This window comes from Iamia sp. SCSIO 61187, assembly GCF_019443745.1.
GTDB lineage: Bacteria > Actinomycetota > Acidimicrobiia > Acidimicrobiales > Iamiaceae > Iamia.
This window is the reverse complement of sequence record NZ_CP050948.1, coordinates 4,246,870-4,269,595: the sequence shown is the minus strand read 5'-3', so window position 1 is coordinate 4,269,595 and position 22,726 is coordinate 4,246,870. Positions and strand designations below refer to the sequence as shown.

19 protein-coding genes are annotated in these 22,726 nt (G+C 75.3%); 10 read left to right on the top strand and 9 right to left on the bottom strand.

Annotation, left to right across the window (positions count from 1 at the left end; all coding sequences use genetic code 11):
- Positions 1-18: 18 nt before the first annotated feature.
- From mnmA to HC251_RS20490, 4 genes are read right to left on the bottom strand one after another with little or no spacing between them, the layout of a single operon-like run.
- The gene (gene mnmA, locus HC251_RS20505) at positions 19-1,101 is read right to left on the bottom strand and encodes a tRNA 2-thiouridine(34) synthase MnmA (RefSeq protein WP_219942456.1); all 1,083 of its coding nucleotides are present in this window, start codon (positions 1,099-1,101) and stop codon (positions 19-21) included.
- Between the two features lie 58 nt (positions 1,102-1,159).
- Positions 1,160-2,356, bottom strand: coding sequence for a cysteine desulfurase family protein (locus HC251_RS20500; RefSeq protein ID WP_255566505.1), 1,197 nt, complete (start codon positions 2,354-2,356; stop codon positions 1,160-1,162).
- Between the two features lie 38 nt (positions 2,357-2,394).
- Complete coding sequence (locus HC251_RS20495) at positions 2,395-3,513, bottom strand: serine hydrolase (RefSeq protein WP_219942455.1); 1,119 nt, start codon at positions 3,511-3,513, stop codon at positions 2,395-2,397.
- A 51-nt stretch (positions 3,514-3,564) separates the two neighbouring features.
- Positions 3,565-4,455, bottom strand: a complete 891-nt coding sequence (locus HC251_RS20490; protein ID WP_219942454.1) for a hypothetical protein — start codon at positions 4,453-4,455, stop codon at positions 3,565-3,567.
- A 142-nt stretch (positions 4,456-4,597) separates the two neighbouring features.
- Here HC251_RS20490 and HC251_RS20485 point away from each other — a divergent pair, with 142 nt between their 5' ends.
- Positions 4,598-5,593: a hypothetical protein gene (locus HC251_RS20485; protein ID WP_219942453.1), complete on the top strand. Its 996-nt coding sequence runs from the start codon at positions 4,598-4,600 to the stop codon at positions 5,591-5,593.
- 8 nt (positions 5,594-5,601) lie between these two features.
- Here the strand turns inward: HC251_RS20485 and HC251_RS20480 are convergent, their stop codons facing one another.
- Complete coding sequence (locus tag HC251_RS20480; RefSeq protein ID WP_219942452.1) at positions 5,602-7,014, bottom strand: DUF4388 domain-containing protein; 1,413 nt, start codon at positions 7,012-7,014, stop codon at positions 5,602-5,604.
- 167 nt (positions 7,015-7,181) lie between these two features.
- On the opposite strand from HC251_RS20480, the gene ligA reads away from it, so the two are divergent.
- Positions 7,182-9,497 (top strand): NAD-dependent DNA ligase LigA, encoded by a 2,316-nt coding sequence (ligA, locus tag HC251_RS20475; protein WP_219942451.1) that lies wholly within the window; start codon positions 7,182-7,184, stop codon positions 9,495-9,497.
- 16 nt (positions 9,498-9,513) lie between these two features.
- On the opposite strand, the gene HC251_RS20470 is transcribed toward ligA, so the two are convergent.
- Positions 9,514-10,035: a hypothetical protein gene (locus HC251_RS20470; RefSeq protein WP_219942450.1), complete on the bottom strand. Its 522-nt coding sequence runs from the start codon at positions 10,033-10,035 to the stop codon at positions 9,514-9,516.
- 10 nt (positions 10,036-10,045) lie between these two features.
- The gene (locus tag HC251_RS20465) at positions 10,046-10,594 is read right to left on the bottom strand and encodes a hypothetical protein (protein WP_219942449.1); all 549 of its coding nucleotides are present in this window, start codon (positions 10,592-10,594) and stop codon (positions 10,046-10,048) included.
- An 89-nt stretch (positions 10,595-10,683) separates the two neighbouring features.
- On the opposite strand from HC251_RS20465, the gene HC251_RS20460 reads away from it, so the two are divergent.
- Positions 10,684-12,873 (top strand): PASTA domain-containing protein, encoded by a 2,190-nt coding sequence (locus HC251_RS20460; RefSeq protein WP_219942448.1) that lies wholly within the window; start codon positions 10,684-10,686, stop codon positions 12,871-12,873.
- Between the two features lie 96 nt (positions 12,874-12,969).
- The gene (locus HC251_RS20455) at positions 12,970-14,454 is read left to right on the top strand and encodes an MFS transporter (RefSeq protein ID WP_219942447.1); all 1,485 of its coding nucleotides are present in this window, start codon (positions 12,970-12,972) and stop codon (positions 14,452-14,454) included.
- Positions 14,455-14,635: 181 nt separating this feature from the next.
- Here the strand turns inward: HC251_RS20455 and HC251_RS20450 are convergent, their stop codons facing one another.
- A complete protein-coding gene (locus HC251_RS20450; RefSeq protein WP_219942446.1) occupies positions 14,636-15,046 on the bottom strand; it encodes an SCP2 sterol-binding domain-containing protein in 411 nt (136 codons plus the stop codon).
- A gap of 94 nt (positions 15,047-15,140) precedes the next feature.
- Entirely contained in the window at positions 15,141-15,776 is a 636-nt protein-coding gene (locus HC251_RS20445) for a TetR/AcrR family transcriptional regulator (protein WP_219942445.1), read from the bottom strand.
- Positions 15,777-15,829: 53 nt separating this feature from the next.
- Between HC251_RS20445 and HC251_RS20440 the strand changes: the two genes are divergently transcribed.
- The 6 genes from HC251_RS20440 (at position 15,830) to HC251_RS20415 (ending at position 22,682) form a co-directional block, all read left to right on the top strand.
- Positions 15,830-16,579: a carboxylesterase gene (locus tag HC251_RS20440; protein ID WP_219942444.1), complete on the top strand. Its 750-nt coding sequence runs from the start codon at positions 15,830-15,832 to the stop codon at positions 16,577-16,579.
- A gap of 142 nt (positions 16,580-16,721) precedes the next feature.
- On the top strand, positions 16,722-17,591 hold the full coding sequence (locus tag HC251_RS20435) for a hypothetical protein (RefSeq protein ID WP_219942443.1): 870 nt from the start codon (positions 16,722-16,724) through the stop codon (positions 17,589-17,591).
- Between the two features lie 61 nt (positions 17,592-17,652).
- Positions 17,653-17,955 (top strand): Asp-tRNA(Asn)/Glu-tRNA(Gln) amidotransferase subunit GatC, encoded by a 303-nt coding sequence (gene gatC / locus HC251_RS20430; protein WP_219942442.1) that lies wholly within the window; start codon positions 17,653-17,655, stop codon positions 17,953-17,955.
- A complete protein-coding gene (gene gatA, locus HC251_RS20425; protein ID WP_219942441.1) occupies positions 17,955-19,388 on the top strand; it encodes an Asp-tRNA(Asn)/Glu-tRNA(Gln) amidotransferase subunit GatA in 1,434 nt (477 codons plus the stop codon). The genes gatC and gatA overlap by 1 nt, the downstream gene beginning before the upstream one ends.
- On the top strand, positions 19,385-20,869 hold the full coding sequence (gatB, locus tag HC251_RS20420) for an Asp-tRNA(Asn)/Glu-tRNA(Gln) amidotransferase subunit GatB (RefSeq protein ID WP_219942440.1): 1,485 nt from the start codon (positions 19,385-19,387) through the stop codon (positions 20,867-20,869). Before gatA ends, gatB begins: the two co-directional genes overlap by 4 nt.
- Positions 20,870-21,041: 172 nt before the next feature.
- Entirely contained in the window at positions 21,042-22,682 is a 1,641-nt protein-coding gene (locus HC251_RS20415) for a serine/threonine-protein kinase (protein WP_219942439.1), read from the top strand.
- The last annotated feature ends 44 nt before the right edge of the window (positions 22,683-22,726 follow it).

Sequence of the window (22,726 nt, the reverse complement as noted above, 5' to 3'; positions counted from 1 at the left end):
GGTCAGCGCCGGGTGCGGTCATGGGGTGCTGGCCGGGTCCATCAGGTCGTGACGATCCGGGTCGGGGCGGGCCGTCGCCCAGGCGACCACGACGTCGCCGTCGTAGGCGACCAGGGCCTGGCCCGGCGCCACCCGCCGCTCGGGCGACCGCCAGTGCACCCGTGCCCCGGCACCGTCGGCGACCAGCCGACCCACCCGCGGGGTGCCGTGGGCGCTCACCTGCCACACCAGGTCCCCGGTGAGCGGGCCGGCTGACCACCCGACGTCGGCGACGGCCTGGGACCCGACCCGCAGGTCGGCCTCGGAGCCGACCACGACGGTGGCGGTGGAGGGGTCGGTGGCGACGACGTAGCGGGGGGCGGTCCCGCCCGGGAGCCCCAGGCCCCGCCGCTGGCCGATGGTCACGGCCTCGACCGCGGGGACGGTCCCGAGCTCCCGTCCGTCGCCGTCGACCACCCGGCCCGTGGTCAGGGTCAGGCGCCGCCCGAGGAAGCGGGCGCGACCGTCGGTCCGGGTGATGAAGCAGACGTCCTGGCTGTCGGGCTTGGCCGCGGTGACGAGGCCGAGCGCGGCCGCCTCGCCCCGGACGTCGCCCTTGGTCGAGGACCCGACCGGGAAGAGCACCCGGCCCAGCCGGTCGTGGTCGAGGCCGGCCAGGACGTACGACTGGTCCTTGGCCCCGTCGGCGCCGCGGCCGACCCGGCGCACCCCGTCGGGCCCGGTGACGACCCGGGCGTGGTGGCCGGTGGCGACGGCGGCGAAGCCGAGGCGGTCGGCCCGGTCGAGCAGGGCCCCGAACTTCACCTCGCGGTTGCAGGCCATGCAAGGGTTGGGCGTGGCCCCGGCGGCGTGGGCGGCCACGTAGGGACCGACCACGCCGGCCTCGAACTCGTCGGCGTAGGCGAAGGTGTGGTGGTCGATGCCGAGGCGGTCGGCGACCCGGCGGGCGTCGTCGGCGTCGGCCACCGAGCAGCACCCGGTGTCCGACGCCCCGCCCCACAGCTTGAGCGTGGCCCCCTCGACCTCGTGGCCGGCGGCGACCAGCCGCGCCGCGGCGACCGAGGAGTCCACCCCGCCGGACATGGCGACGAGGACCCTCATGGCCGACCCCCCGCACGGCGCCGGTCCGAGGAGCCCAGGCGGCGTGCGACGAGGACCCTCATGGCCGACCCCCCGTGGCTCCCTGGTACTGGGGGGTGGGAGGCGGGGCACCGACGGCGCGGGCGACGGCGGCGGGCACGGCCTCGAGGGCCCGGTCGACGTCGGCGTCGGTGGTGGACCACCCGAGGGTGAGGCGGAGCGAGCCGCGGGCCGCGGTGACGTCGACGCCCAGGGCGGCGAGGACGTGCGACGGCGCGGTGGCGCCCGAGGCGCACGACGAGGCCGCGGTGGCGGCCACGCCGGCCTGGTCGAGCAGGAAGAGGACCTCGTCGGCCGCCGCCCCGGGCAGGCACAGGTGGAGGTGGCCGGGCAGGACGTGGTCCCGATCGCCGCCCGGGGGCACGACCGTCTCGACGGCGTCGGGCACGAGGCCGCGCAGGACGGGGAGGAGACCCGCGGCGAGCCGGTCGCGGAGCCGGGCGACGCGGGCGGCCTTGGCCTCCCGCTCGTCGGCGGCGAGGGCGGCGGCGACCCCGAAGGCGACGATGCCGGCCACGTTCTGGGTGCCGCTGCGCCGGCCCCGCTCCTGACCACCGCCGGTGAGGAGGGGGGCGAGGGGCGTGCCGTCGCGCACGACGAGGGCGCCGACGCCCTTGGGCCCGCCGAGCTTGTGGGCGCTGAGCGAGACGAGGGCGGCCGGCGCCGCCCGGCGGGGGAGGTCGAGCCACGCCGCGGCCTGGACGGCGTCGGTGTGCAGGACCGCGCCCCGCTCGGCCAGGGCCTCGAGCGGGTGGATGGTGCCGACCTCGTTGTTGGCCAGGCCGACCGAGACGAGGGCGGCACCGGCCGGGACGGCGTCGGGGTCGACCCGCCCGCGCCCGTCGACCGCCAGCTCGACGACCTCGGTGCCGGCGGCGGCGAGGGCCCGCGCCGTGTCGAGCACGGCGGCGTGCTCGATGGCCGACACCGCCACCGGGCCGGGGCGGGCGGCGGCCACCCCGGTCAGGGCGGTGACGTCGGCCTCGGTGCCCGCGGACGTGAACACGACCTCGCCCGGCCGGCACCCGACGAGCGCGGCCACCGCGTCGCGGGCGTCGTCGACGGCCCGACGGGCGTGGCGGGCGGCGGCGTGGGACCCCGACGGGTTGCCGTAATGCTCGGCCAGGAACGGGACCATGGCGGCCACCGCCTCGGGCCGCATCGGCGTGCTGGCGGCGTGGTCGAGGTAGGTCGGCACGACCGGGTCCAGGGGCACGCCCCGACGCTACCGGGGGGCGGGCGGGCCGGGCTCGGTCAGGCGACGAGCTCGGCAGCCAGGCTGGTGATGGCCGTGACCCGCCGGTTCTCCCGGATGAGGTGCTGGTCGAGGCCGTTGGTGAGGTAGCAGATGCTCAGGCCCGTCTCGGGGTCGGCGAAGGCGACCTGGCCGCCGGCCCCGCTGTGGCCGAAGGCCCGGGGCGAGGCGGTGTGGCCCATGCCCCGGCGGTGGCCGAGCCCGTCGTCGCCCCGCACCACCAGGCCGCCCCGGGTGCGGTTGGCGGGCACGCCGAACATGTCGGGCAGCGTGTTGCGCACGGTGCCGGTGACGTCGGCCAGCACCTCGGGGTCCCACAGGCCCTTCGGGTCGTGGAGGAAGGCCTGGTAGAGGAGGGCGAGGTCGGCGGCGCGGACCACCCCGCCGCCGCCGGGCACGCCCACCGTCCGGGCCTCGGGCGTGTTCAGGCTCAGGAGGGCTCCGAGGGCCACGTCGGGAGGGATGAGGGCCCCGATGTCGATGCGGACGCCGAAGGCCTCCTCCATCTCCTCGGGCGTGGGCGGCTCGCCCACGCCGACGGCGTCGATCACGTCGCCCTGCTCCTCGGGCGGGATGGCCAGCATCCGGGGCAGGCCGAGGGGGTCGGTCACGCGGGCCTGGATGGCGTCGGCGTAGGGACGGCCGTCGAGGGCCTCGATGATCTCGGCCACGACCCAGTGGGCCGCGGTCGGGTGGTACATGAACGTCTCGCCGGGCACGAGCGTCAGCCGCCAGCGGGAGAAGGCCTCGAGGCGGCCCTCGCGCGTCGACCAGCGGTTGGGGCCGAGCGGGGCCATCGGGAAGCCGCCCACGTGGAGCAGCGTCTGCTCGACGGTGACCGCCTCCTTGCCGTTGGTGCCGAACGCCGGGACGTACTCGGCCACGGGGCGGCTCAGGTCGAGCGACCCCTCGCCCACCAGCTGCCAGGCGGCCGACCCGACCAGCGCCTTGGTGCAGCTGAAGGGGACGAAGCGGGTCTCGGGCGGCGCGCCGAAGGTCTCGTCGACGACGACCTCGCCGTCGAGGCCGATGGCCACCTGGACCGCCGGCAGGAGGCCGTCGTCGACCTCCCGACGGGCACGGGCGAGGAACGTGGAGACCTTGGCGTCGTCGAGCACCCCGCGACCGTGCCACATCTCCGCAGTCCGCGTGCAGGTTCCCCCCGGGGCCTACCGGGTGGGGAGCCGTCGGGCCTCGGCCTCGGCCAGCACCGCCGCCGGGCGGGCCACCGCCACCAGCACCCGCGCCGCCGGCTCGGTCCCCACGTCGCGCCCCTGGCGCACCGTGACCGGCAGCGGTTCGGAGGTCTCCAGCTCGAGGGCCAGGCCGCTCGCGCCGAGGGTCAGGTCGAGCCCGTCGCTGTCGGCCGGGGCCGGGCCCAGCCGGACGATGAGCGGGCGGGGCGCCATCACCGAGTCGGGGCGGCCGACGGGATCGTGCACCACGACGCCGGAGGGGACGAGGACGAGCCACCGGCGGGCCAGCCCGTGCAGCGAGCGGACGCCGAACCACACGACGGCGCCCCCCGCGGCGGTCAGCACGGCGCCGAGGACCCACTGCTCGGCCGCCAGCAGGAACGGCCCGGCGACGGCCGCGGCGGCGACCCCGGCCCACGTCGTCGCGGCCAGCACGAGGAGCGGCAGCGGCGTGCGGAGGGCGAAGCGGCGCTCGTTGCCGTACGACGAGCCGTCGACGAACGCGTCACCCACGGCCGGCGCCGCGACCACGGCCACGGCGACGGCAGCGGCCACCACGGCGACGACCCCGCGGACGACGTCGTCGTCGGGGCTGCCGGGGCCGGCGGCCCACGCCGCGGCGGCGAGGGCGGCCGGCGCCCCGAGCCGGACGGCGGTGAGGCTGGTCGCCCGGGGCACGAGGGTGGCGACGAGCACGGCCGCCCACGCGCCCCACGCCAGGACGGTCCCCAGCACCTGCACAGGCTCCGACCGGTCGTCGAGCGCCGCCCCCACCGCCGGTCCGGCGGCGAGGGGCAGCACGAGCCAGGCGGCGCGCAGCACCCAGACGATGACGGGCGTGGGCGTCGGGCGGGGGCGGTTCATGGGGGGCCCGAGATTTGCCCACGGAGGCCACGGATGGCTACTCCTGTAGCACTCGGGAGCGACCGAGGCATCGGACCGACGACACGAAGGGGGAACCGTGCAGGGCGGTGATGCCACCGACGGGTGGACGGACAGCGAACCGATGCCCTTCGGCATCGGCACGCCCACCGCGGTCGGCAGCCTGCCGTTCGACGACGCCGACGAGGCCGTGGCCTTCGTGCTCGACGCCCTTCCGGAGCTGCCGGCGGCGCCGACGCTGCCCCGACGCGACGCCCGCGAGGGGATGATCGCCCAGGCCGCCTGGGGCGTGCCGGGCGTCGACGTCCTCGCCGACGGCACCATCGACGTGACCCCGTCGGCCCTCGACCCCGAGGCGCCGATCGCCGACCTCGGCCTCGACGGCGCCCCGTTCGTCACCTTCCGCCGGTTCCTGGCCGCCATCGAGGGCCGGACGGCGCCGGTGAAGGTCCAGATCACCGGTCCCGCCACCTTGGCCATGGCCCTCGTCCACGGCGGCGCCGAGCCCGCAGTGGCCGCCGCCGTGGCCGCCACCGCGGTGCGGGCCCGGGCCCGGGGCGTGGTCGACGCCGTCGCCGCCGTGGCCCCCGAGGCCACCGTCGTGGCCTTCCTCGACGAGCCCGCCCTCGTCGGCGGGCCCCCGGCCGCGCTCGCCGACCCCGAGTCCGTGGTCGACCTGGTGTCGGGCGCCCTGGCGGCGTGGGAGAGCCGGGCCATCACCGGCCTCCACGTCTGCGGCCCCACCGACTGGCGGGCCGTCCTCCAGGCCGGACCCCGCATCCTGTCCGCGCCGGTCGGGGCCGACCTCGGCTCCAGCGCCGGCGCCCTCGCCACCTTCCTCGAGCGCGACGGGTGGATCGCCTGGGGTGCGGTCCCCACCGACCGCCCCCTCGGCGAGACGGCGTCGCACTGGTGGCGGGACCTGTCGGCCCGCTGGTGCGCGCTGGTCCAGGCCGGCTGCGACCCGGTGCGCATCCGACGCCAGGCCCTCGTGACGCCGGCGTGCGGGCTGGCGCTCCACGACGTGGCCCAGGTCGGCCTGGTGCACGACCTGACCCGCACCCTCGGACGACGGATCCACGACCAGCTGGCCGGCGTCCGCCTCAGCGTCGGAGCGTAGAGACCGTCCTACAGGCGGCGGAGGGCGGCGGCGAGGCGCTTGAGCGTCCCGACCTTCTCGGTGTCGGCCTGCTCGGGGGCCTGGAAGGCGACGTCGAGGACGTCCTTCTTGCGGGGCTTGCCGACCTCGGGAGCCTCGTCGATGAACTGGGCGTAGAGGTTCTCCAGCCACGCCGCGTTGGGGTCGCCGACGGTGTCGGCCGAGGTGGCGGCCGAGAGGGCGTCGTCTTGCTGGTGGCCCATGGAGCGGGCGGTGGGGTCGTGGAAGCCGGTGATGCCCGCCAACCCGGGGGCCACGTCGTCCTGGCGGTGGGGGATGCTGGGCCGGTCGGCCTCGCGCACGGCGGTGCGCCGGGGCAGGAGGTCGTCGTCGGGCGCGGCCTCGGGGCCGACGGAGCCGCCGTCGAGCGTCGGGCCGAAGCTGACCGGCTCGTCGGCCTCGTCGTCGGTGGGCGGGTGGTCGAAGGGGTTCCCGGCGGACCAGGCGTCCCAGGCGGCGTCGTCACCGGTGGTGACGTCGACGTCGACCTCGGCCACGGGCGGGGCGAAGGGGTTGCCCACCGGAGGGTCCAACGGGGCGAACGGGTCCCCGGTGGGGGCGCCGGCGTCGGTGGCGTCCCCGTCGAGGTCGACGGCGGCGTCGCTCGTGGCGGGGGCGTCCCCGGCGGCGGCCAGGCGCTCGGCCGCGCTGGGCTCGTGGTAGGCGTCGTCGTCGGCGAAGGGCTCGGGCACGACGTCGAGCAGGCCGGCGACGGCGAGGCGGTGGACGACCATCGCCGTCGAGTAGCGACCGCGGCCCATGGCCGCGGCCAGCTCGTCGACGGTGCGGGGCCCGGACAGCGAGGCGATCAGCTCCCAGTCCTCCCGGAGGAGGGTGACCTGGGCGGCGCCGTCGGGCAGGGTCCGGACCGGGCTGACCCAGGCCGAGGTGGAGGGGACGACGTCGCTCATCTCGTCGACGTGGCGGACCCGGCGGCGGACCTCGTTGACGACGGCCTCGACGTTGAAGCCGCGGTAGGGCCCGATCCAGTGCATGGTGTCCGGCTCGAAGTCGAAGCGACCGTCGCCCTCGCGGAAGAGGGTGATGAGCGGGTCGTAGATCACCGAGAGCACGACCGAGGCCATCAGGTCGGCGTCGATGCCGGCGTGCTCGACGAGCAGCTCGCCGACGCGGGGGGCGTCGCCCGCCTCCTCGACGGCCCGGCCCCACGCCTCGGTGCTGACCCGCCCCGGGCGGACGAGCGCGGTGGCCAGGGCGTCGTCGGTGCCCTCGCCGCGGGCGAAGTAGAGCAGGCCCTCGTTGAGGTAGACGGTGCACCCGGCGCTGCCCGTGAACCGGACGGCGCCGGTCTTCCCCGTCGAGGAGAGGACGCGGAGGGCGCCGGCCGGGGAGTAGTCGTCCAGGGATCCGTTGAGCGCCATGTGATCAGAGTCCGATGTGAGGGCGGGCGAGGGGGGTTCTCCCCGCACCCCTCATCGGCGCGGCCCTGGCGTCCTTGAGGGTTCCCATCACGCACGGTGGTGGTGCGCGCGTGCTAACGGGGGCGCCCGGTCCGGACGACGGAGCCTCCTTCCGTATGCTCGGCGCCGTGGAGCCCGACCTCGACCCGGTGGCCGACCCGGCCGGCCGGGCGGCCGAGCTGCGGACCGAGATCGCCGAGCACGATCGCCGGTACCACGAGCTCGACGCCCCGACCGTCTCCGACGCCGACTACGACGCCCTCGTCCGCGAGCTGCGGGCCCTCGAGGAGCTCCACCCGGACCTGGTCACAGAGGATTCACCCACGCAACGGGTGGGGTCGGCGCCGAGCACGCTCTTCGCCCCGGTGCGCCACCGCCAGCCCATGATGTCGCTCGACAACGCCTTCGACAGCGACAGCCTGGTCGCCTGGGGCGACCGCCTGGAGCGGCGGCTCGGGGCCGGGCCCGACGACGACCCCGTCGACTACGTGTGCGAGCTCAAGATCGACGGGGTGGCGATCTCGCTGCTCTACGAGGACGGTGAGCTGGTCCAGGCCGCCACTCGCGGTGACGGCCGGGTGGGTGAGGACGTCACCGCCAACGTGCGCACCATCGCCGACGTCCCGCACCGCCTGGGTCGGGGCGCGCCCCGGGTCCTGGAGGTCCGGGGCGAGGTCTACATGGCCCGCTCCGCCTTCGCCCGGCTGGTCGCCCGCCAGGAGGAGGAGAACCGGGGCCGGCTGGCCGAGGGGCGCAAGCCCACCCCGGTCGCCGTCAACCCCCGCAACGCCGCCGCCGGCTCCCTGCGGCAGAAGAACGCCGAGGTCACGGCCCGGCGCGAGCTCTCGATGTGGTGCTACCAGCTGGGCGAGGTCGACGGCGGGCCCCGCTTCACCAAGCACCGGGAGACGCTGGACTTCCTGGGCGAGGCGGGGCTGCCGGTGAACCCCGAGATCCGGGTCCTCGGCACCTTCGACGAGGTCTTCGCCTACTGCGACGGGTGGAAGGACCGCCGGGCCGAGCTCGACTACGACATCGACGGCGCCGTGGTGAAGGTCGACGACCTCGGCGTGCGGAACGAGCTCGGCTCCACCAGCCGGGCACCCCGGTGGGCCATCGCCTACAAGTTCCCGCCCGAGGAGCGCACCACCCGCCTCAACGCCATCCAGATCTCCGTCGGCCGCACCGGGCGCACCACGCCCTACGCCCAGCTCGAGGAGGTGTTCGTCGGGGGCGCCAACGTCCGCCAGGCGACCCTCCACAACGAGGACCAGGTGCGGCTCAAGGACGTGCGGGAGGGCGACACGGTCGTCGTGCGCCGCGCCGGCGACGTCATCCCCGAGGTCGTCGGGCCGGTCCTCCCGCGCGACGACCCGGACCGGCCCGAGTGGCAGTTCCCCACGGTCTGCCCGTGCCCCCGCCGGTCGACCCTCGTCCGCCCCGAGGGCGAGAGCGACACCCGCTGCGTCGACCCCGAGTGCCCGTTCCAGCGGGCCGGGTCGATCGAGCACTTCGCCGGGCGGGGCTCGATGGACATCGAGGGGTTCGGCGAGCAGCGGGTCCGCCTGTTCCTCGACCTCGGCCTCATCGCCGACATCGCCGACATCTACACCGTCGACTGGGACCGGGTCTCCGAGCTGCGGTCCCTCGTCGGCGGGTGGGCCACCGCCGCCGTCGCCGCCGCCCGGGAGCGCACCGGCGACGAGCGGGCCAGGCTCGACGCCGTCGACACCGCGGACGTGGCCACCACGGTCCCCGCCGACGCCGAGGACCTGCTGGGCGCCGAGCTGGTGGGCGACCTGGCGGCCGACGCACCCCGCTTCCGCTCCACCGCCGACACCTTGCGCGGCCTGGGCGACGAGGCGGCAGGGAAGCTCCGGGCCGCCATCGAGGCCACCAAGGAGCGGCCGCTCGACCGGCTGCTCGTCGGGCTCAACATCCGCCACCTGGGACCGGCGGGGGCCGAGGCCCTGGCCGAGGGCCTGGGCCACCTCGACGCCATCGCCGGGGCCAGCGTCGAGCAGATGGCCGCCGTCGAGGGGGTGGGCCCCACCATCGCCGCCTCGGTGCGGGAGTGGTTCGACCGGGAGGGCTCGGCCGAGCTGGTCGAGCGGCTCCGGGCCGCCGGGGTGAACCTCCAGGGCCCCGAGCGCCCCGACGTCGAGCCCGTGCTCGAGGGGAAGGCGGTCGTCGTCACCGGCACGCTCGAGGGCTTCAGCCGGGAGGAGGCCGCCGCCGCCATCAAGGCCCGCGGGGGCAAGAGCCCCGGGAGCGTGTCGAAGAAGACCTACGCCCTCGTCGTCGGGGGCGAGGCCGGGGCGTCGAAGCTGACCAAGGCCGAGGAGCTGGGCGTCCCCATCCTGGACGAGGCCGCCTTCGTGGCCCTCCTCGACACCGGTCTCCGCCCCGGCGACGAGCCGGCGTCGGAGGGCGACGAGGGGTAGGCGGCTGGCGGTCCCGTCAGGTGCGCGCCGAGGTGTCGCGGAAGAAGGCCGTCGACGACGGGAGCCAGAGCAGCACGACCGTCCCGCCGGCGACGCCGATCCGCAGCAGCTGGTGGGCGACCGTCGCACCGGAGCCGGAGCCGGCGCCGGCGAGAGCGACGAGGCTCGCCAGGACGAACAGGACGCCCAGGACGGTGCCCGACGTCCGAGCCCACCGGTGCCCCCGTGCACAGGCGACGGCGTGGACGATCCAGATGGCCGCCGCGACCAGGCCGAGGGCCAGGGCCAGCACGAGGGACACGTCGGCCAGGCGGTCGAGGTCGCCGGTCAGGCCGCGGTCGGCCAGCCGGCGCCGGGTGTCGACGTGGTCGGTGAGCTGGTGCGTGGCGACGCCCTCGGCGGCCGAGACCACGGCGCCGACCGCCATGAGGGCCACGGCGGCGGTCATCGTGGTCGGGCGGGGCGGCACCAGCCGCGGCGCAGCGGGAAGCGTGCGGACCTCGACCGGCGCCAGGCGCCGATCGGGGCGCGCCGTCACGGCCGGCGCCTCAGAAGACGCTGACGGTGTAGGTGGTGGAGGTCGCCGTCTCCGGGCCGTCGGCGATGCGCCAGTAGCGGATCGTGATCTCGACCGACCCGGTGTCGTACTCGGTGACCGCCTTGCCCGGACCGGGCTGGTACTTCACGACGCTCTTGTTGTTGGGCCGGGGCCCGGCCTCGGGGTCGTACTCGGGGTTGCTCGGGTCGATGGCGCCGACCATCTGCTCCTCGGGGATGGCGACCCCGTCGATGGTGATGCGGCCGTCGTAGCCGTCCTCCAGCACGACGCCCACCTCGGACTGGCGCAGGACCCGCCCGCCGGGGGCGGGCTGGTAGCTCGCGATGGCCGAGGAGCTGTCGCTGGCGACCGGGTCGCTGTCGCCGGCCGACCGTCCGGCGATGTAGAGGCACAGCACGGCCACGCCCAGGATCGCCACGATCGCCAGCCGGCGCCACGAGAGCAGCGGCTGCGGCAGGGGGTCGCGGATGGTCGACGGGTCGAACGGCTCGTCGCGCTCGTCGGTGGCCAGAGGGCCGGCGGTGTCGTCGTCCTCCACGCCGTCCATGGTGCCAGCCGCTGGCGGGAGGGGGGACATCGGACCGACCCTCACGGGTCCGGCGGTGCCGACGCCGTACTCTCGATCAGGTGCCGCCGTCCCGCATGACCGAGCAGGTCGGTCGGGTCCTGGGGGGCCGCTACCGCCTCCTGGCCCCGATCGGTCGCGGCGCGTCCGCCCAGGTGTTCGTGGCCGACGACGTGCGGCTCGAGCGGCAGGTGGCGGTGAAGGTGCTCCACGAGGCCCTGGCCGAGGACCAGGTGTTCCTCCGCCGGTTCCGCGCCGAGGCCCAGGCCGCCGCCGCCCTCAACCACCCCAACGTGATGGCCGTCTACGACTGGGGCCACGACGACGACCTGCCGTGGATCGTCATGGAGCTCCTCGGGGGCGGGAGCCTGCGGGGGTTGCTCGACGGGGGCCACCGCCTGTCCCCGTCCCAGGCGCTCGTGGTCGGCCTCCAGGCCGCCCGGGGCCTCGACTACGCCCACCGCCGGGGCTTCGTGCACCGCGACGTGAAGCCCGCCAACCTCCTCTTCGGCGACGACGGCCGGCTGCGGATCGCCGACTTCGGCCTGGCCCGGGCCCTGGCCGAGGCGGCGTGGACCGAGCCCCAGGGCGCCGTCGTCGGCACCGCCCGCTACGCCTCCCCCGAGCAGGCCCAGGGCCTGTCGCTCACCGGCCGGGCCGACGTGTACTCCCTGGCCCTCGTCCTGGTCGAGGCGGTCACCGGCGAGGTGCCGTTCGCGGCCGACACCACGCTGGGGACGCTGATGGCCCGCGTGGGCCGGGAGCTCGTGCCGGCGCCGGCGCTGGGCCCGCTGGGCGACGTGCTCGCCGACGCCGCCGCCCCCGAGGTCGAGGACCGCCTCGACGCTCGCGAGCTGGCCCTCGGCCTGGCGAGCGTCGCCGGCCGCCTGCCCCGTCCCGCCCCGCTGCCCCTCGCCGGGACCATCGGGGTCGATCTGGCCGAGGATCGCGACCCGACGACGATCGCCGGGGACGGCGCCGATGCCACGGCGGCGGTGCCGCCCGCCCCGGGGTCGGCCGCCGTCGACCCCACCGTCGCCGCCCCGGCCGCCGACGCCACCGTCGCCGACGCCACCGTCGCCGACGCCACCGTCGCCGACGGGGTCCCCGGGCGGGCCGGGGACGGGGCGTCGGGGGCCGCCGCCGTGCTCGGGTCGTTCGCCGCCGAGGGCCTCGACGACGGGGACGGCGAGACCGACGCCACCGGGTTCATGGCGTGGAGCCAGGACCCGGTCGGGGTCGCCACCATCGCCCGCCCACCGGCCACCGCCGCCGACGAGGACGATGCGCCCCCCTTCGACGGTGCCGACGACGGTTGGACGGGCGATGACTGGGACCCCCGCTCGCCGACCGGGCGCCGCCGGCGCTGGCCCCGCATCGTCTTCATCGTGCTGCTCGTCGGCGCCCTGGGCGCCGCCATCGGCGTGCTGGTCGCGGACCTCGCCGAGGGACCGCAGACCTCGCCGGTCCCGGCGGTGAGCGGTCTCACCGAGGAGGCGGCGGTCTCGTCGCTCGAGGCCCAGGGCTGGGACGTGGAGGTCCGCCGGGTCCGCGAGGACGGCACCGAGGAGGGCGAGGTCCTGCGGACCGTCCCCGGGCAGGGGACCCGGCTGGCCGAGGGCGAGCCCGTCGTCCTCGAGGTCTCCGACGGCCCGACCGAGGTCGACCTGCCGGCCATCACGCCGGGCATGGAGCGGGGCCGGGCCGAGGAGCTGCTCGAGTTCTCCGAGCTGGTGCCGGTGGTCGAGGAGCGCTTCGACGAGGAGGTCGGGGCCGGGCTGGTGATCGAGGTCCTCGACGACCTCCCCGCCCGGGTCCCCAAGGGCACCGAGGTGCGCCTCCTCGTCTCGCAGGGGCCCGAGCCCCGCACCATCCCCGACGACCTCGTGGGCCAGCCCGAGGACGACGTGGTCGCCCGGCTCGACGAGCTGGGGCTGGTCCCCGCCGTGGAGGGCGCCTTCAGCGACGACGTCGAGGCCGGGCTGGTCATCAGCACCGAGCCGGGCCCCGGCGCGACCGCCGAGCGGGACAGCACGGTGACGGTCGTCGTCTCCCGGGGCCCGGACCTGGTCACCGTGCCCGACGTGAGCTCGGTGGGGAGCCTGGCCGAGGCCGTGGCCCTGCTCGAGGCCGAGGGCCTGGTGGCCGGCGACGTCGCCGGGCCCGCGGCCGGCGCCCCGGCCAGCTCGTCGCCCGGTGCCGGCGAGCAGGTCCGCCGCGGCTCCGAGGTCGACATCACCCTCCGCCGCTGACCGCCGCCCACGGATGGTGCCTGGCACCATCCGTGTGACCGGTTGCACCCGGGTCGCCGGGCTGGATTGACCCGCGGGTCAAGTACCGTTGCCGGGATGGTCGAGGACGGCGTCACCAGCGACGACGAGCCCGCCCTCCGCACCACCCGGTCGCCGCGGGTCATCCTCACGGTGCTGCTGCTGGGGCTGTTCTCGGTGAACGTGACGGTCACGATCCTCGCCGTCTCCATCCCCCGGATCTCCGACGACCTGGGGGCCTCCCAGAGCACCCTGACCTGGGTCGTGAGCGGCCCGATCCTCGCCTTCGGCATCATCGGCCCCGCCGTCGGCAAGCTGGGCGACCTCTGGGGCCAGCGCCGGGTGTTCCTCATCGGACTGGCCGGGGCGAGCATCAGCGCCGCCGCCAGCGCCGTGGCCTGGAGCGCCGGGTCGCTGATCGCCTTCCGGATCATCGCCGCCGCCCAGGGGGCGGCGACGGGGCCGGCCAGCTTCGCCCTGATCGCCCTCGTCTTCCCCCGGTCCCAGCGGGTCAAGGCCCTCGGCTGGTGGTCGATGGTGGCCGCCGGCGGCCCGGTGATCGGCGTGGTGGTGGGCGGACCGCTGGTGTCGACCCTCGGGTGGCGGGCGATCTTCGCCGGCCAGGTCCCCCTCGTCCTGGCCGCCGCCGCGGTCGCGGCCCGGGTCCTGCCCGAGACCCCGCGGCGCGCCGCCACCCGGTTCGACTGGGGCGGCGCCCTGCTCCTCGCCCTGGCGGCCACCCCCGTGCTGCTCGCCCTCAACCTGGCCCCCGGCCGGGGCTGGTCCGACCCCCTGGTCGTCGGCTGCTTCCTGCTCGCCCCGCTGGCCGCCGTCCTCTTCCTCCGTCACGAGGGCCGGGTCGAGAGCCCGCTGCTCCCGCCCCGCTACCTCAAGCGCCGGAACTTCGCCCTGCCGATCCTGATGCTCGGGCTGATGAACGCCACCTACATGGGCAGCTTCGTCCTCACCCCGTTGCTCCTGCAGAACGTGCTCGGCTTCGACGAGACCAAGACCGGGCTCATCTCCACCGCCCGGCCGCTGGCCTTCGCCATCGCCGGGCCGCTGGCCGCCATGGCGGTGGCCCGGCTGGGGGAGCGGGTGGCGGGCATGGCCGGGGCGTCGGCCATCGTGGCCTCGATGCTGTGGATGGCGACCATCCGCGCCGGCACCCCGGCGCTGGTCATCATCGGCGGCCTGGCCCTGGCCGGCGTGGCCATGGGCATCTCCAACCCGGCCATGTCGTCGACCATCTCCCACGCCGTCGACGAGGCGGACCTGGGGATCGCCGGGGCCGCCCAGCAGATGATCGTGCAGGTCGGCGTGACCTTCGGGATCCAGCTGATGCAGACCGTCCAGCAGGTCCGGGAGGGGCCGGCCGGGCTGGAGGGCAGCTACAGCCAGGCGTACCTGGCCGCCGCCGTGCTCGCCGCCCTCTGCGTCGTGGCCTCCGCCGGCGTCCGTCGCTCGCCCCGCCGCGCTCCGGAGGTGCACGAGGACCCGATGGAGGTCGACGCCGAGCTCCACGGCGTCCCCGTGCCCACCACCAGCACGCTCACCGACTGATCGGGCCCCGCACGGGGCGCGCCCTCCCGGGCGCGCAGGCCGCACGCGAGGGGGTCCGTTGGGCCTGGCGGCAGCCCCTTCACCCGGCCTGCGTCGGATCGAGCCGGCGAGCGCAGCGAGCTTCGGCGGGAAGCGGTCCGGCGGCTCCCCGTCCGCGTGCGGCCCCGTCTGCGACCTGGCTTCAGTCGGTGATGGCCTGGATCTTGCTCGCGATCTCGGCCTGGACCGGGTCGATGGCGCCGGACTGCATGGCCATCAGCTTGGTCATGTCGCCGGTGACCTGGATCTGGCCCGACATGAACGCCTGCATCCCGGCCTGGGGGTTGCCCTCGACGAGGATCGCCTTGGCGATGTCGTAGGGGAGGGTGACGGTCAGCTGGGGGTCCTCGATGTGGCCGGTGTCCATCTCCATCTCGCCGCCGGTGGAGTCCATGTGGGCCTCCATCACGCCGCCGGAGCCGACCTCGTCGGGGCACTCCTTGATGTTGAGGTTCATCTTCACCACGTGGGGCGGGGCGCCGGCCTTGCCGCGGTACTCCTCGCGGATGGCCTTGGCCTGCTCGAGCCACTCGTCGGTCAAGAACTGCGCCACAGGGGGCCTCCGGAGGTCCGTCGATCGGGGTTCGGCGCACGTTACCTGCAGGAACCGCGGCCGGGGGTCCCCTCGGACCGCCCGGGTGCGGGCCTCAGGCGGGCGCGAGGACGCGGCGGGCGATGCGCTCGTCGGCGGCCAGCGAGCACACGACGAAGCGACCGACGAAGGCGGCCAGGGCCTCGATCGGCATCGACACCCGCCCGGTCCGCTGGAAGTGGCCGTAGTACCCGACGGCGCCGACGACGCCGTAGGCCAGCAGCATCGGGTCCTCGTCGCGCACGGTCCCGTCGGCGATGCCCTCGGTCACGAGGGCGGCGACGTCGCGGGCGTGCTCCTCGGTGCCCTGGCGGAGGACGTCGTCGAGCCCGGCGACCGACTCGACCTCGATCAGCGAGAAGAGGCGGGAGTGGTTGGCCATGTAGACGACCGACGCCTCGGCGCCCTGGCGGATCCGCCGGAGGGGCTCGGCCTCGACGTCGATCGCCGCCGCCTGGGCCCGCCGGAGCTGGAGGCGGTTCTGCAGCACGAGGTCGCGGAACAGGGCCTCCTTGTTCTCGAAGTACCAGTAGAAGAGGCCCTTGGCGACACCGGCCCGCTCGACGATGTCGACGATGCGGGTGTCGTCGTAGCCCCGCTCGGCGAACAGCTCGCTGGCCGCCTCGATGAGCTGGAGCCGGCGTTCCCGACCCTGGGCGGTCAGGCGCCGCGGGTCGGACGTGTCGGCCATCACCTGCCGTACAGTACCGACCCACCCCTCGCCGACCTGCCGGAGGCCGCATCGTGACCGCACCCATCATCGCCGGGGCCGAGCCGTGGTCGGTCGCCGGGAGCGATCGCGGCGTGCTCGTGGTCCACGGCTTCACCGGCAACCCCAGCTCGATGCGGCCCGTCGCCGAGGCCGTCGCCGCCGCCGGGTTCACCGTCGAGGTCCCGCTCCTGCCCGGCCACGGCACCGCGGTCGAGGACATGATCCCGACCGGCTTCCCGGACTGGCTCGCCGCCGCCGAGCAGGCCTACGCCGAGCTGGCCTCCCGGTGCCAGAAGGTCGCCGTGGTCGGCCTCTCGATGGGTGGGGCGCTCACCGCCTGGCTGGCCTCCGAGCACCCCGAGATCGCGGGCATCGCGTGCCTCAACGCGGTGGTGACGCCACCGGAGGGCATGCGCGACGCCCTCGAGGCCATGCTCGCCGGGGGCGACGAGGTCATGCCCGGCATCGGCTCCGACATCGCCAAGGAGGGTGTGGTCGAGTCGGCCTACCCCGAGTCGCCGCTGCGCCCGCTGCTGACCCTGTTCGACGCCGCCGCCGAGCTCGAGGGCCGGCTGTCGCGGATCACCTGCCCCGTGCTGGTGGTGACCAGCCCGCAGGACCACGTCGTCGACCCCCGCAACAGCGACGTGCTCGCCGCGTCGGTCACCGGTCCGGTCGAGCGGGTCACGGCCCCCGACAGCTTCCACGTCGTCACCCTCGACCACGACGGCCCCGCCGTGGCCGAGGCGGTGACCGCCTTCTGCACCAAGGTGCTCGCCTGATCACGATCTGACCGGCCCGGTGTGCCAGCATCCCCGGATGCACAGGGGGAGGCGGCTCGGCCGCGCACTGGTCGGGTCCGGCATCGCGGCGGCTGCCGTCGTCCTCGGGGGCGCAGGCCCGGCTCCGGGCCAGGTCCCGGTGGTGCCGGAGGTCAGCTACGTCGACGGCTACCCGCCGGGGACCTACTCCTACGTGGACTGCGACGGCGTCGAGCACCTCGAGCAGGTCACCTACGGCGACCTCTTCATCGAGCTCGACCAGGCGAGCCCCGTCGACGTGAACCTCGCCGTCACCTTCGCCGGCAGCCTGGCCGACGACCTCGTCGACCCGCCCACCGAGGTCCTCGTGCCCGCCGGGGAGTCCTTCGCCGGGTTCGGCTTCGAGGTCGACGACTACGAGACGGGCGATCTGACCATCACCGTCGAGCCCGGCGTGGGCTACCTCGCCGGCCCCGAGGATGCGGTGACGCTGGAGGTCACCGACGAGGTGTTCGAGGCGATCAGCTGCGACGACGACCTGGGCTACCTCATCCGGGACGGCGCCGACCGCCAGACGATCGACGTGGGCGAGCAGCCCGAGCCCCTCGGCTTCTTCGAGGACTTCGAGGACGAGGGTGAGGGCGGCGGCGACGACTCGACGGACAGCACCGAGGCGGGCTCCGCCACCGAGGATCCCGCCACCTTCGCGGTGCGAGCCGTCCCCGAGGGCCTCGACACGCCGGTCGACGGGCAGCTGCCCCCCGGTCTGACCTACGAGGACGACGAGTGGGGCGGCGTCGCCACCACGCCCGGTACCTATGCCTTCGACGTGCGGGTCTGCACCAGCGGGGCCGGCGGCTTCGCCCTCGGCGCCGGACGGGTGGCGCCTCGCGCCCCGCGCGCCTTCCCCGCGGTCGTCTGCTACGGCACCGTCGACGTCGAGATCGTGGTCCTGGCGGCCGCCGCCACCCCGCCGCCCACCGTCGCCGGGCCGGCTCGGCCGGTGCGCACCGACGCCCGCTTCACGGGCTGATCGGACGAGCGCCGGCGATCCCCTTCGGGTTCGCCGGGGGTGCCCGCCTACTGTCGGCGGGATGGCTGAGAGGATCACCCGCGACGACGTGGCCCACGTGGCCCGGCTCGCTCGCCTGGAGCTGAGCGAGGACGAGCTGGAGACATTCACGGGCCAGCTCGCCGCCGTGCTCGAGCACGCCGAGGACGTCGAGGCGCTGGACCTGGCCGACGTGCCCCCCACCGCCCACCCGCTGCCGCTCGGCAACGTGTTCCGCAAGGACGAGGTGGGCCCCACGCTGCGCCCCGAGGACGTCCTGGCCGCCGCCCCCAGCGTCGAGGACGGGCGCTTCCGGGTCCCGCCGATCCTGGGCGAGGCCCCCTGATGGACTCCTTCATCTCCGCCCGGGAGGTCGCCGCCGGCGTCAGGGCCGGCGAGTGGACCGCTCGCCAGCTGGTCGACGAGCACCTGGCCGCCATCGAGGCCGGCGACGGTGACATCCACGCCTTCCTGCACGTCGACGCCGACGGCGCCCGCGCCGCGGCCGACGCCGTCGACGCCCGCGTCGCCGCCGGCGAGGACCCGGGGCCCCTCGCCGGGGTGCCCGTGGCCCTCAAGGACAACATGTGCACGCGGGGTGTGCCCACGACCTGCGCCTCGAAGATCCTCGAGGGCTGGGTGCCGCCCTACGACGGCACGGTCGTCGAGCGGCTCGCCGCGGCCGGCGCCGTGGTGGTGGGCAAGACCAACCTCGACGAGTTCGCCATGGGCAGCTCCACCGAGAACTCCGCCTTCGGCCCCACCCGCAACCCGCTCGACACCACCCGGGTCCCCGGAGGCTCGTCGGGCGGCAGCGCCGCGGCCGTGGCCGCCGGGTACACGCCGCTGGCGTTCGGCTCCGACACCGGTGGGTCGATCCGCCAGCCCGCCGCCCTGTGCGGCGTGGTCGGGCTCAAGCCGACCTACGGCCGCGTCAGCCGCTACGGGCTGATCGCCTTCGCGTCGAGCCTCGACCAGATCGGCCCCTTCACCCGCACGGTGGCCGATGCCGCCCTCGCCCTCCAGGTCGTCGGCGGCCACGACCCCATGGACGCCACCTCCGCCACCGAGGCCCAGCCCGACTACCTCGCCCGCCTCGACGAGGGCGTCGACGGGCTGCGCGTCGGGGTGGTCACCGAGATGCTGGAGATGGAGGGCGTCGCCCCCGAGGTGGTGGCCCAGGTCCGCGCCGCGGCCGACGCCCTCGCCGCCGCCGGGGCCAAGGTCTCCGAGGTGTCCGTCCCCGCCGTGACCTTCGGGCTGTCGGCCTACTACCTCATCGCCCCGGCCGAGGCCTCCAGCAACCTGGCCCGCTTCGACGGCGTGCGCTACGGCCTCCGGGTCGACGCCCCGACCACTCACGAGATGATGGTGGCCACCCGCACCCAGGGGTTCGGGGCCGAGGTCAAGCGGCGCATCATGCTCGGGACCTACGCCCTGTCGGCCGGCTACTACGACGCCTTCTACGGCCAGGCCCAACGGGTGCGCACGCTCATCGCCCGGGACTTCGCCGCCGCCTACGCGGAGGTCGACGTGCTGCTGTCGCCCACCTCGCCCACCACCGCGTTCCCGCTGGGCGAGAAGACCGCCGACCCCCTGACCATGTACCTCAACGACGTGTGCACCATCCCGTCGAACCTCTCGGGCGACCCGGCCATCTCGGTCCCGTTCGGCACCGGCGCCGACGGCCTGCCCGTCGGTGTGCAGGTGATGGCCCCCGCCCTCGCCGAGGTCGACCTGTTCCGCACCGCCGCCGTCCTCGAAGGAGCTGCCCCATGACCGCGGTCTTCTCGACTGTCGACAGCGACGAGATCTACACGGTCGAGGCCGGGGGCACGACCTACGAGCTGGTGTGCGGGCTCGAGGTCCACGCCGAGCTGGCCACCGCCACCAAGATGTTCTCCAGCGCGCCGAACCGCTTCGGCGACGCGCCCAACACGAACATCGACCCGGTGACGCTCGGCCTGCCGGGCACCCTGCCGGTCGTGAACGAGAAGGCGATCGAGCTGGCGATCCGCTTCGGCCTGGCGACGGGCGGCGAGATCCGCCGGTCGGTGTTCAGCCGGAAGAACTACTTCTACCCGGACATGCCGAAGGACTTCCAGATCTCGCAGTACGACCTTCCGATCGTGAGCGAGGGCACCGTCGACCTCCCCGGCGGCCACGTCGTGGGGCTCGAGCGGGCCCACCTCGAGGAGGACACCGGCAAGTCGACCCACGTCGGCGGGGACGGCCGCATCACCGGCGCCGACCACTCGCTCGTCGACTACAACCGGGCCGGCGTCCCGCTGCTGGAGATCGTGTCCCGGCCCCACGTCCGCACGCCCGAGCAGGCCCGCCAGTACGTGTCCGAGCTGCGATCGATCCTCGTCGCCGCCGGTGTGAGCGACGGCAAGATGGAGGAGGGCTCGCTGCGGGTCGACGCCAACGTCTCGGTCCGCCCCGTCGGCTCCGACGCCCTCGGCACCCGCTGCGAGATCAAGAACCTGAACTCCCTCCGCAGCCTCGGCCGGGCCATCGAGTACGAGGCCAAGCGCCAGGCCCAGCTCCTCGCCGACGGCGAGACCGTCGCCCAGCAGACCCGGCACTGGAACGAGGAGACGGGGCGGACCTCGATGATGCGCTCCAAGGAGGAGGCCGACGACTACCGGTACTTCCCCGAGCCCGACCTGCTGCCGGTCGACCCCGACCCGGCGTGGATCGAGCAGATCGGCCGCGACCTGCCGCCCATGCCGGCGGCCCGGCGCACGGCGCTGGCCGAGGCCACCGGCGTGACCCTCCCGGACGAGACCGTCGCCCTGATCGTCGAGCGCGACCAGGACGCCCAGGCCCACGGCGCCATCGCCGCCGGGGCCGACCCGGCGCGGGTGCTCGTCCACGTCAGCCAGAACCTGTCGGTCGAGGGCGGGGCCGACCTGGCCCCGGAGCGGCTCGCTGCCCTCATCGCCCTGGAGACCTCCGGCGCCCTGACCGCCACCCAGGCCAAGGCCGTCCTGGCCGAGATGCTGACCTCCGACGCCACCCCCGAGGAGATCGCCGCGGCCAAGGGGTACGAGGCCATGGACACCGGCGCCCTCGAGGCCATGGTCGACGAGGTGATCGCCGGCCACGCCGACGAGTGGGAGCAGTTCCGCACCGGCGACGCCAAGGCCCAGGGCAAGCTCACCGGGTTCTTCGTCGGCCAGGTCATGCGGGCCAGCAAGGGCCAGGCCGACGGCAAGGCCGTCACCGCCCTCCTCCGCACCAAGGCCGGCCTGTAGCCCGCCACGGATGGTGCCTGGCACCATCCGTGGCGGAGGACCACGCCGTGCCGGCCACGTCGCGGTCCTCGAGGTTCCCGGAGCGGGGTGGGGGTCCCGACCACGGGGTGAAGGCTCGGCGGGCGGCGGGGTGACGCCTAGCATCGCCCCGGACTGATGGAAGGGTCACGAGATGAGTGACGGACCGAGCCTCTCCAAGGGAGGCGTGGTGATCCCCGGGTACGAGGTCGAGCGGGAGCTGGGGCGGGGTGGCTTCGCGGTGGTGTACCGGGCCAGCCAGCCCAAGCTCCGTCGCACCGTGGCCCTCAAGGTGCTGACCAACGTCGACCCCTCCGACGAGGACGCCAAGCGGCGGTTCGAGGCCGAGTGCCAGGCCATCGGGTCGCTGTCGTGGCACCCCCACGTCGTCACCGTGTACGACGCCGGCCAGACCGAGGAGGGCCTGCCCTTCCTGGCCATGGAGAACCTGCCGTCCGGCTCGCTCCAGGCCAAGCTGGCCGACCACGGCCCGGCCCCGTGGGAGGAGGTCCTGCGGGTCACGGTGCAGATGTGCGACGCCCTCGGCGCCGCCCACCAGGCCGGGATCCTCCACCGCGACATCAAGCCGGCCAACGTCCTCACGTCCCGCATCGGCGACTACAAGCTGGCCGACTTCGGGATCGCCCGCTTCGGCGACACCCAGCGCACCGCCACCGGCGTCATCACCGGCACCGTCGCCTACACCGCCCCCGAGGTCCTCCGGGGCGCCCGGGCCTCGAGCGCGAGCGACATCTACGCCCTCGGCGCCATGCTCTGCGCCGTCGCCACCGGGAAGACCCCGTTCGTCAAGGAGGCCGACGAGTCGGTCGTGGCGATCATGTACCGGGTCAACACCGAGGACCCGCCGCCGCTCGACGACCACGACATCCCCGCCGACCTCGCCCTCCTGATCCACACCCTGATGGACAAGGACCCCGAGAAGCGGCCGGGGTCGGCGCTCGAGGTGGCCCAGTGGGCCCAGTACATCCAGGAGCAGCACGGCATCGCCTCGGCGCCGCTGCACACCGATCCCGACATGGAGCCCGGTCTGCCCGAGGCGGCGATCGCCGCCGGGGCGGCGGCCCTCTCGGCGGGGGCCAGCGCCCCCTCGGCCCCGGCCTCGCCCGCTCCGGCGCCGTCGACCACCACCCCGCCGCCGCAGCCGGCCTACGGCCAGCAGGCGTCCTACACGCCGCCCCCGCAGCCCCAGCAGGCCTGGGGCGCGGGTACCCCGGCGCCCCAGACCGCCTACGGCCAGCAGTCCGGGGCCTACGACCCGTCGACCGGGGGCTACGGGCCGGCCACCGGCTACAACCCCTCGCCCCAGAGCGGCACCTACGGCCCCCAGACCGGGGCCTACGGGTACGGCCAGGCCCACGACGAGGGCAGCAACGGCGGCAAGATCGTCGCCATCGTGGCCGTCGTCGCCCTCGTGATCGTGGCCGTCATCATCGCCGTGGCCGCCGCCGCCAGCGGGGGCGACTCGTCGGCCTCCGACCGTCAGCCCGACGGCGCCTCGGCCGGCACCGAGGAGGAGGCGTCCGAGGACACCGACCCCGAGGTGTCGGCCGAGACGGTCGCCCCGCCGACCGAACCGACCGGCGGCTTCTCGGAGGAGACCCGCGAGGCCTTCGTCACCGGCTGCACCGGCAGCGGGGCCACCGAGGAGCAGTGCGGCTGCATCGTGGACGGCCTGGAGGACACCTACACCGAGGACGAGCTGGCCGCGCTCGGGACGGCGGGGATCACCGACCTCCCCCCGGAGATCCAGTCCGTCGTCGAAGACTGCCTCTGAGGTCCGACCGCTCCCGGAACTCGGGCCGCGGCGCAGGGGTCCGG